This window comes from uncultured Cyclobacterium sp., from assembly GCF_963976465.1.
Taxonomy (GTDB): Bacteria; Bacteroidota; Bacteroidia; order Cytophagales; family Cyclobacteriaceae; genus Cyclobacterium.
In genome coordinates this window covers 1-11,267 of the sequence record NZ_CAXBOC010000137.1, presented here as the reverse complement: position 1 = coordinate 11,267, position 11,267 = coordinate 1, and the positions used below count along the sequence as shown (strand labels likewise).

Sequence of the window (11,267 nt, the reverse complement as noted above, 5' to 3'; positions counted from 1 at the left end):
TAGAAGATGCAAAATCAATATCTACAATATCAAATGGCTGTAAAACATACTCATACTCTACATCTGCAAAGGGAATGAATTCATCCAACTCAATTGGTTCATTTCCTTCTAAATTTTGAAGATAATTTATTCTCTTATTACTTATACAGGAAGTAATTGAAATAAAAATTAAAACCGGTAATACCAGTTTTTTCATGTAAAAACTTTTTATGGCCACCTCCAAAATTAAGTAAATATGAACGGTTTGAAAAAAAATGAGAAAATTAAATTTAAAGTACATTATTCCTTATTCAACAAGCGATTATATGCATTAAAAATACTTTTTTGAATGGATTTTCTTTCAAATTTTTCTACTACCCTTTGGTGAAGATTTTCCGCATACCCCTGCATATCTGTTCTTTTAACAAAGGCAAATTCCATGGCTTCCTTTAATGCAGAAATATGTCCAACTTGAAACACTAGGGCAGTCTTTTTATGTTTTACTAAATCTGTGTTTCCCGGAATACCCGAACAGATTATGGGACAACACATGGCTCCTGATTCTAAAAGAACATTGGGGAACCCTTCCCTATGGGAAGGATGAATAAGAACATCACAAATGGCCAAATAATGCGCAACATGATCCGTCCAAGGCACATGCACAATTCTGGGATGATCTTTAATCTGGTTTATGGTTTTGGACTCAAGAGGATTCAATTTCTGTTCAAAATCTCCCAGCAAAATCAACTTTGACCGATTTACAATTTTAGATTGAACGAAAGCTTCCACTAATTCGGCAATCCCTTTATCTTTGACTAATCGACCAACGGTAAGCATCAAAAAGTCATCCTCACCAGGTAAAATTCGCATGGTAGCTGCCACTAAATGGTTTTCCTGTAAATTACTCCTGTTAAAAACCTTTAGGTCTACCCCATTAGAAGATCCCTCTCCAATAATTTTCACTTTATCCGGCCGAACTAATTTTTTATCCAATATAAATTTTTTTAACGAATATGAATTGGGCCAAACCTCGTCTGCAAACCTGAAAGTAATTTTCTCAATTCCTGATAAAAACTTCGCTTTTCTACCTTTTTTCACAATAAAAGGAAGCCCTGCTAAAGTATGGATTTTCACAGGTACTCGGGCCATCCACGCGGCAATCATACCCAAAAGTCCGGCCTTTGGTGTATGAGTATGTACAATATCTGGTTTCTCACGCTTAAACAAACGGTATAACAACCACAGACAATAAACATCTTGTAAAGGAGTGATTTTTCTGGTAAAAGGAATGATTTCTTTCCTAATGCCTTTTTCATTTTTTGAAACACCATGCCATTCCTTCCCATCTGAACTAACCATAAGCACGTCAAATCCTGCATTTGACATGTAACTCATTTGATTTTTTAATAATAATTTGAGAGAAATGGGAACAGTAGTGATCCTAATCAACTTTGGCATTCAGCTATTATTTAATTAAAAGGTCAAATATACCTATTAAATCGATGGAAAATTAAATATTCTATTCACTAGTCTTTAATTTTTATTATTCATAAAACGAATGAAGGAAATAAAAAGTGGTTAGTCCACCGATTTTTTTGTGCGCTCATAAACATTGAAAATCATAATGAAAAAAAAACCAACAAATCCCTAATAAATATAAAGAATTTTTAGAAGAGCGTTTTTACAAAATTCAAGACAATTAATTGGTCTTGGAGTACCTGTTGATCAATGCAAATAAAAATTATAGGCAAAACTAAATAAGGAGATATATAGTTTGTTTTTCAAATGAGGTTTACCCCATTGAGTTTCCAAAAATTACCTGGATTAAACTTTTGAGAAAAAAATTTAAAAACGCAAGTGGAAGGTTAAGAACCTATTGACTATAATTGCTTTGCAATCTAATTCTCTACCTTAAAACGCTCCATATCTTTTAGCAAAAAAGGATGCTTTTTAGAGGTACAATACAAAAATAAAAAAGGGTGAGGAAACCCCACCCTTTTTACAATCAATCGAAAATAATTCCTTAATCGAATGCTGGATCCTGAACCAATGTAGGTGATCCCTCTTTAAAGGATCTTTCAATCGCCTCTAAAGGCACAGGGAAGTATTCATGAACCCCTTTGGTAAAGCTTGCATTACTTAAGTAAGTCCTTTTGGTACTTTCTTCATTAAGGTATTCATTCATGGTTTCAGCAGCAATACCCCATCGCTGTAAATCAAAGAATCTATGCCCTTCCATAGCAAATTCCAACCTTGATTCCATTCTCACGGCTTTTCTTGCCACATCTTGGTCTGTCCATGGCATATCATAGGTAGATATCACATAATTGGCGGCAGGTTCTCCCTCCACTATAGTAAAATCATTCCTTTCATCCCCTTGAATGGCTTTGGGTACAAAACCATCAGGATTAGCTGCTCTGGTTCTGATCATATTAACGAGCTCTCTGGCCCTTTCTAGGTTACCAAGTTCAACCTCAGCCTCAGCAAGCCATAAAATCACCATATCTAACCTCATAATTCTGTAATTATTGGCTGACAAGCGCGGGTTAGATCCTATGCCGAAAAATTCCGGTTCTGCCACATGCTTGATAGGAGAATAAGGTCCGGCATAGTTCTGATCTCTAATAAAGTCACTGCCATGAATTTTATATCCTTTATAAAGCACATCTCTTCTTCCTACTGTATGGTCTAGTCTCGGATCTAATGGCCCTTCATACGCTTGAAAAGGATCATTCCATGCGAGACCCTGATCATTGGGAACATCACTGTCATTAAAGGTATCCAAAAGTGGAAGTCCATCTTCAGAAGTTTTATAAGCATTTACCAAATTCTGAGAAGGTTGATAAAACCCACAGCATCCCCAAGGGTCTGTATACGGATAATTCAAAGTAGTTCCTTCATTGGCTGCAGCTGTAGTGGCACTTGATATAGAAAATTGAATTTCAAAGATTGACTCTTCATTGTTTCTCGTTCCAACAAGAAAATTTTCTTGGAAAGTATTGGTCAATGAAAATGGGCCGTTGTTTAAAATATCATCTAAAAGGGTTTTCGCTTCTGCCAACACGCTAGTATTGGCTTCCCCGGTGCTTTGGTCCCATCCCTGAAACATTTTTGCTTTGGCAAGAAAAGCTTGAGCTGCCCATTTTGTAGGTCTTCCCACATCTGCCTGTGATTCAGGTAGGGTATTCATTGCAGCTTCAAAGTCAGCCTCAATATCCGGCCAAATCTCCTTATCATTGGGAACTTTACTACTCTCTAAATCTATTAGATCGAAGGTAGTGTCATCAATATAAGGAACTCTTCTCCACATTTTTCTAGCTTCCATATGGAAAAACCCTCTTAAAAACCTTGCTTCGGCAATAATTTGAGCACTCCTCGCCTCAGACACATCTTCAGCTTTTTTCAAAGTGTTTAGAACATCATTTGCACGAGCTACTCCTTTATAAACCGCTCTCCATTTATTTCTTAAGTGAAGATTAGTAGGTTGAAAATCAAAAGCTTCCAGGAAGGACTGTTCCGGCTGATCACCTGCATCTGTTCCTTTATAGGCGTCATCTGATACTACACCTCCATACACCCAATTGTCAATGGTGCCATTCCATCCGGATTGTCCATCCAGTCCATATCCATCTATCATTGCGTAGGCTCCTAACAGCAGCCCCTCTACGCCTTGCGCATTAGCCAAATCTACTGTACTGAATTGACCTTGGGGTACCGTTTCCAAAAACTCTTCCTGGCAGGAAGTAATGGACAGTCCTAGTACAAATGCTGTAGCTATTTTTAAATATATTCGTTTCATTTGTTTGCTTCTTTATGTTATGATTGATTAAAACGTAACATTTACTCCCAAAATCAAATTTCTGGAAATAGGCATATAACCTCCATCAAACCCGACGGTATTGTTACTTCCTGTCTGAATCTCAGGATTCGTCCCTGTATACTTCGTAATGGTAAACAGGTTCTGTCCCTGAAAATAAATAGAAGCCCGGCTCATGCCTATATTACTTAATAATGCTTCAGACAAATTATAGGTCAACTGCACATTCCTCATTCTAAAATAAGATCCGTCTTCAACAAAATAACTGGAAGGTCGACTACTTACCTGATCATTGATGTCCATTATTGGGAACGTTCCGGAAGGGTTACTAGGCTGCCATGCATCATACAAAGCTGTCTTTGATTTATTCCCCTGAAAAGTGTTGAAATCAGTCCAGTAATTGATATAATTAAAAATATCGTTTCCAACTGATCCATTTCCAAAGATGGCCAAATCCCAGTTTCTATATCCTAGGTTGACATTGATGCCATAAACAAAGTCTGGGTGAGGGTTTCCAATGATGGTCCTATCTGCATCGGTAATCACACCATCCTCATTAACATCCTGAACCTTAAATTTACCAACAGCATTGTAATTACCGTAAGCCGGATGGGCATCTACCTCTTCCTGGGTTTGGAATATACCCAAGTTATTGTATCCAAAGAAAGAAGAAATCGGGTATCCGGATTGAGTGATTGTAACGGAGGGAACTCTAGTGGAAGTACCAAACAATACATTGTCTTCATTCTCCGCCAAATTATCAACATTGTTTCTGTACATGGAGAAATTGGCGGAAATTCCATATCTTAATTCTCCTCCCATAGCGGTGTCGTCAAGCCCTAAATTTAGGTCAATACCTTTGTTGGTCATTTGGCCTACGTTAAAGAAAGGTGCAGTAGCATCTCCATGTCCGTAATTAATTGGTGTTTGGAATAGCATATCAGAGGTTACCCTGTTCCAAAGATCCAATTCGAAGAAATACTTACCGTCCATCAATTCTATGTCTAAGCCTATATTATTTGAAGTGGTAGTCTCCCATCTCGCATTCGGATTTCCAAATCGCTGTGCATCAAAACCAAGAGCAGGTGTGGTAGTGGAACCATCAATGGGATATCCTGCGTTAAAAATATTGGATCTGTAGGTTGTATAGGCATTGTAATCACCTATCAATTGGTTACCTGTTTTACCCCAACCATACCTCAACTTCATGTCAGACACTATGGGTAAGGCCTCAGCTACTGCTGCTTCATCTGATAACCTCCATCCTAAACTAAAAGCAGGGAAGGTTGCATTTCTTGATGCAGCTAAAAACCTCGAAGAACCATCGTTTCTTAAAATAAACTGAACGAGGTATTTCCCATCATAGGAATAATTGAGTTTACCAAACTGAGAATACAATCTATAATCACTCTCTACTCTTCCAAAATTGGTTGCAGTATTGGGATCTCCTAAGTCAAGGTAGGAAATAATAGGATTGGTTTCAAAAGCAAATCTTTGCCTGGAAGCACCAAATATTTCACCAAATTCTTTGATGGACTCCAAACCTAAATAAGCATCGAAAGCATGTACCTCATTAAAGGTTTTGGTATAACTCAAAGTATTGGTCCATACCCATTGATAAGAATATTCATTCTCTGCAGTGGAGCTATTGACAAAATTACCCTCAACATATTCAGGCTGAGGTCTGCCAATGTAACGAGCCCTTCTATTGTTTGCATCCACACCAAAACTTGATCTAACATAGATATTATCCGTAAGGTCAACTTGCGCATAGATGTTGCCAAAAACCCTCAATTCTAAATTCCTATTGTCTTTTGCCCTTTCTAGAAAGGCTACTGGATTATAGTTATTTCCTAGATTGGCTCCTCTACTTCCTGCAAAATTGCCCATGATATCATATACAGGCAAAAGTGGGTGTTGCAGGGATGAACTAAAAACAGCATTTTGCTCTTCATTATTACCTCTTGATCCATTACCAAAGCCACCTTTTCTGTTACCAACTGTAACGGAAAGGTTTTCTCCGATCGTTAATCTATTTTTAAGTGTTTTGAATTCAGTATTGGCTCTGAGAGAATATCGATCATACCCTATATTATTTACTACACCGTCTTGACTGAAATAATTTAAGGACAATGCATATCTACCATTCTCGGTTCCTCCATTTGCTGTCACTTGATAGCTCTGAATAGGCGCAGATCTTGTGGTTTCAGCCCACCAGTCGGTGTCAGATGCTCTGGTTATGGGATAAATATTTCCCGGTTCCAATGCATATAAACTAGGATCAACTCCGGAATCTCCCTCCATGGCTCCACTAGGGAATACATAATCAGGTATACTTACCTCTCCATTTGGACCCCATGTATACTGGCCGTGTGTGGGCGTACTTCCTGGGTTTCCATAAATATTGGCTAAATAAAGGTATTCTCCCAACTCTTCTGCATTCAATGGATCAGGACCTCTATCAGATGTTTGCATACCATAATAGGCATTAAAAGAAACACTTGGCTTCCCTACCTTTCCCCTTTTAGTAGTGATAATAATCACACCATTGGCAGCCCTTGAACCGTAAATCGAAGCAGCTGAGGCATCCTTTAATATTTGAATCGATTCAATATCATTGGGATTTAAATTTCCCTGGTTTTGGGTGGGAACACCATCTATTACATAGAGGGGATCATTGTTATTAATCGTTCCAAAACCCCTAATTCGTACAGTAGCTCCACCTCCCGGTGTTGCGTCATTGATAATGGTAACACCTGCTGCTCTGCCCTGTAACTGTTGTGCAAATGTTGTAGCAGGTATGGCAAGTAATTCCTCAGAATCCACTGAAGTAACAGCACCGGTAATCTCTCGCCGAGACTGAGAGCCGTACCCTGTTACAACCACTTCGTCCAATCCACTTAATCCTTGTTCCAATGTAACATTAATTGTGGTCCTACTTCCTACGGCCTCCTCCACATTATTAAACCCCAAAAAAGAAAACACCAAAGTGGATTCTTGATTGGCAACTGAAATTGTGTAATTACCATCGAGGTCTGTTACAGTACCATTCGATGTACCTTTTACCAATACGGCTGCACCGGGAAGTGGATCCCCAAGGTCATCCGTGACGGTACCCGAAACCTCTATTTGCGCCAAGGCAAAGCCCGTGCTAACAAACAAAGACAACAGTACCAAACTGCATAATTTGTAAATTTTTAACATAAGTAAATTTTAGGTTTAGTATAAATTAATTGATTTAAATTAAGAGCACTATTTTTAATGAAGCTCAATAGATTTAACCGGTAAAAGCAACCAATGTTTAACTTATAAAGAATTTTTCCGAGAAAAATAATGCGAATACCCGGTCCTTGAATACAGACTGGTTCCTAAAAATACTAAAGGACTTACTGAGGCAACTGGTAGTACTGGCATAATGGGTTCTCTTTATCTGTTAATTATTATCTATTATAAAAAATACTTTCAAAAAAATAATTAATCAATCGATTTAGGCAATAATATGATTTTTTAATTTAAGGAAAAAAAAATTGATGCAATTATTTAAAATTGATTTAAAGCCTCAAATAAATTACCAAATCAAATCAAATATCATACCATTTAAACTTTATGACTAAAAAAAATTACTATTTCCTTCTAAATATTATTAAAAACAATACTAAATTTTGTTTTTAATATTTATACCAAATTTAAACTTAACAACTTCGGATATTAATTATTTAATTTAATCAACCAAATAAAATCAGTTTCTCTATAAATTATCCATAGGATATGGTTGTACTTATATTTAATTATTTTACCAAGAACATTCCTTGTAAATAAAATTTTTATAGATTATAATTAATTTTAACAGATAAATTAATACGGTAAGGTAAACGGAAATAAAAATTTATTGTGATTTAAATAAAACTTTATTTTTCTCATTGATTGAACACATTTTTATCGATTCGTTAACTTTAGCCTATACCACAAGAAAAATTATTATTTGATTTCTTCTATTGGTAAAATGCTACCTTTTACCGGTTGCCATGAGCCTTTAATCATCTAGAGACTGAACACACTAACTTCTGTGAAAATTATTTAAAATGAAATTTTTGACTGTAATAGATACAATACCATTTGTTTTTAAAGTTAAAATTTTATATTTACCAAATAATAGCGAAACTCATAGCCAATAAACCCAATTGTTAAGAAATTGTTTAAATATTTCTCATACTGTTTAAGCCCCTCTATTCTGAAAATGGCGTGGATAGTATTTTTTACGATTACAGGCTGTAACACCCAAGAGAAAAATGATCCCTCCCCTGCTCTTTCAGCCCAAGAAGCACTTAGCAAATTTGAATTTAATGAAGACCTCTCCATACAACTTGTGGCTGCTGAACCCTTGGTTGAAGATCCTGTTTTTACAAGTTTTGATGAAGAGGGAAGACTCTGGGTGGTTGAGATGAGAGGTTTTATGAATAACATAGACGGTCATGATGAACAGGCACTGAATGGCAGGGTTTCAATCTTGGAAGATATTAATGGCGATGGGGAAATGGACAAAAAAACCATTTATCTTGATAGCCTTATCCTACCCAGAGCACTTGCCATAGTAACCAATGGTGCCTTGGTTGCAGAAAATATGGCGCTTTGGTGGACGCAGGATCTGGATGGTGATTTAGTGGCTGATACCAAGGTATTGGTAGATCCCGATTATGCAGGAAGTAATTTACCTGAACATGCCGGTAACGGTTTATTGAGAGGAATTGACAATTGGTATTACAACGCAAAATCTCGGTTTCGCTATAAGTTTAAAGATCAAAAATGGATCAAAGACAGCACTGAATTCCGAGGGCAGTGGGGTATTAGCCAAGATAACTATGGAAGGCTTTACTACAATTACAATTGGTCTCCTTTGCACACTGACCTTGTCCCCCCCAATTATTTTAACAGAAACCACAACCATAGCAGTACCTCTGGAATCGACCAAGGCTTAACTGTCGATCGTGAAATTTATCCCATCAGGGAGAATTTAGCCATCAACAGGGGATATATTCCCGGTACATTGGATAAAAGAAACAGACTAAAGGAATTCACTTCAGCATGTGCTCCCTTTTATTTTAGAGGGGATGGACTTCCACAACAATATTCAAAAAATGTATTTATCTGTGAACCTTCCGGAAATTTGATTAAAAGGTACAGCCTTACGGATAAAGGGATTTTTATCCAAACCACCTCGCCCGATCAAGGTAGTTCCGTGATTGCTTCACAAGATGAGCGGTTTAGGCCTGTCAGTTTAACATCCGGCCCTGATGGTGCCTTATACATTACCGACATGTATCGAGGTCTAATCCAACATGCAGCCTATATCTCTCCTTATTTAAAAGAAATAACTATCAATAGAAAACTTGAATTGCCTACACATTATGGCAGAATATGGCGAATAAGCGGAAAAAACCAAAAAAACAAAACAGTACCTAAACTATCTGAATTAAAAAGTCAAGAACTCATTCAAAAGCTCAAACATCCAAACGGCTGGCATAGGGATATGGCTCAAAGGCTTCTTGTTGAAAAAAATGACAATAGCACAGTAGAAGGGTTAGAAAAACTAGCCTTAGATAACAGGTATCCATTGGCACAAATCCACGCCCTATGGACTTTAGAAGGAATGGGGAAGTTAGATGGTAAAATTATCATTTCCCTATTGGAAAGAGAAAAATTTGAAACCCCTCAAGTTACCATCCATTCCCTTCGCCTTGCAGAACAGGTTTCTGCAGATAATTCACGTGTTAAAGAGATCCTGCAAAATGCCATGCTTAAAATAGTGAAGCATAATAATCCGGCAATAAACCTTCAATTAATCTTAAGTTCAGGCAGCTTTTCTCCTAAGTTTAATTATAAGGTCATCTTTGCTGTAATGGAACAAAAGATTGATGAGCCAATTTTTAGGGATGCGGCGCTCAGTAGCTTGCATGATCGTGAATTTGCTTTTTTGCAGGCATTAATAGGACAAAAAAAATGGCAAAATAAAACGAGTTCAAGAGCTATTTTTATCGAAATGTTGGCTACAGCCATCAGTAATAAGTATGACCCATCGGAAATGCAAGAGTTAGTACAAGTCTTAAATAGAAGCGCACCGTCCCAAGATTGGAAATCCTCGGCTATTTTTAGGGGCATGTCCGTGGCTGCTTCCCATCAAAAAGCTTCACCCATTCAACTTCCCAAAGCACCAAGGTTCTCAACCACTACTGCTTTTGAAAAAAGTGATTTAAACATCCATCAGTTAAATAACTTGTTCGACTGGCCCGGCAAATTAAATGAAGTGGACAGCCTTAAAGGCACCTTCCTCTCGTCAAAAAGTGAAAAAACATCCTTTGCCAAAGGTAGACAATACTATGTAAGTACTTGTGCCGGTTGTCATGGAGAAGATGGTGAAGGAATAAAAAGAATGGGTCCCCCCTTGAACAAATCTGAGTGGGTCACCGGAAATGAAAAGCGACTTGCCATGATTTTAATTCACGGATTAGAAGGCTCTTTAACTGTTAATGGAGTCCAGTACCAAAGCCCTGAAATTTTACCTGTGATGCCTTCCATGGCTAGTCTTGACAATGGCAGAATAGCAGATATCCTCACCTATATTAGAAATGAATGGAATAATAAAGCGCCGGCTGTAAAGAGTGGTACAGTTGCAGAAATAAGACTTTCTACACAAGGCAGGGTCTTGCCATGGAAACCAGAAGATCTTTTACGATATGAACCACCAATAAACCCTTTGAATAAACCTTAAAATTCATGACGGAAAATCCCTCACATAAAACAATCACAAACTATTCCGGTGATCGCAGAAATTTTATTAAAAAGGCAAGTTTAGGCTTATTGGCCATGAGCATCCCTGTCATACCGGATATTTTTGGAAAGGATAAACTAGGTATTGTTGTTCATTCTTATGCAAAAAGGTGGCATTCTTCTTATCAAAGCAGCCTTTATCCGGGCTTTAAAAATGCAAGTGATTTACTAAACCATTGCCATAAAATTGGTGCCGGAGGTATCCAGGTTGGAGTAAAAGGTTGGTCTACTGATTTCTCAAAAAACATAAGAGATCAAAGAGAAAAGCTTGGCATGTACCTTGAAGGATCCATTGGAATGCCCAGGAAGGAAATTGATTTATCGGGTTTTGAGAAGCAACTTACCTCGGCAAAGGAAGCCGGTGTTAAGGTATTGAGAACCGTAAGTTTAGGACCTCGAAGATATGAAGCTCTTCATACAGAAGAAGATTTTGTATCCTTCAAAATAGCAGCCACTAGAATGCTTGAAAAAGTAGTGCCGATTTTAAGCAAGCATAAAATTAAATTGGCGATTGAAAATCACAAAGATTGGCGCGCTGATGAATTGGTTGATTTGGTAAAAAAAATATCAAGTGAATGGATAGGGGTTACCTTGGACTTTGGAAACAGCATTGCTTTAATGGAGCAGCCTGAACATACCCTCCAGC

General features: G+C 37.4%; 5 protein-coding genes and 1 pseudogene. 2 read left to right on the top strand and 4 right to left on the bottom strand.

Annotated features, from left to right (window positions below):
• The 4 genes and pseudogenes from AAC037_RS09630 to AAC037_RS09615 all read right to left on the bottom strand — a co-directional run.
• Positions 1-196, bottom strand: a pseudogene (locus AAC037_RS09630) (sugar transporter); the annotation flags it as partial.
• A gap of 83 nt (positions 197-279) precedes the next feature.
• Positions 280-1,437, bottom strand: a complete 1,158-nt coding sequence (locus AAC037_RS09625; protein ID WP_339902793.1) for a glycosyltransferase family 4 protein — start codon at positions 1,435-1,437, stop codon at positions 280-282.
• Between the two features lie 565 nt (positions 1,438-2,002).
• A complete protein-coding gene (locus AAC037_RS09620) occupies positions 2,003-3,778 on the bottom strand; it encodes a RagB/SusD family nutrient uptake outer membrane protein (protein ID WP_339902792.1) in 1,776 nt (591 codons plus the stop codon).
• A 27-nt stretch (positions 3,779-3,805) separates the two neighbouring features.
• The gene (locus tag AAC037_RS09615; protein WP_339902791.1) at positions 3,806-7,000 is read right to left on the bottom strand and encodes a TonB-dependent receptor; all 3,195 of its coding nucleotides are present in this window, start codon (positions 6,998-7,000) and stop codon (positions 3,806-3,808) included.
• 1,033 nt (positions 7,001-8,033) lie between these two features.
• Between AAC037_RS09615 and AAC037_RS09610 the strand changes: the two genes are divergently transcribed.
• Both AAC037_RS09610 and AAC037_RS09605 read left to right on the top strand, forming a co-directional pair.
• Positions 8,034-10,562: a c-type cytochrome gene (locus AAC037_RS09610; RefSeq protein WP_339902790.1), complete on the top strand. Its 2,529-nt coding sequence runs from the start codon at positions 8,034-8,036 to the stop codon at positions 10,560-10,562.
• Between the two features lie 5 nt (positions 10,563-10,567).
• On the top strand, positions 10,568-11,267 hold a 700-nt coding region (locus AAC037_RS09605), incomplete at its 3' end, for a TIM barrel protein (RefSeq protein ID WP_339902789.1).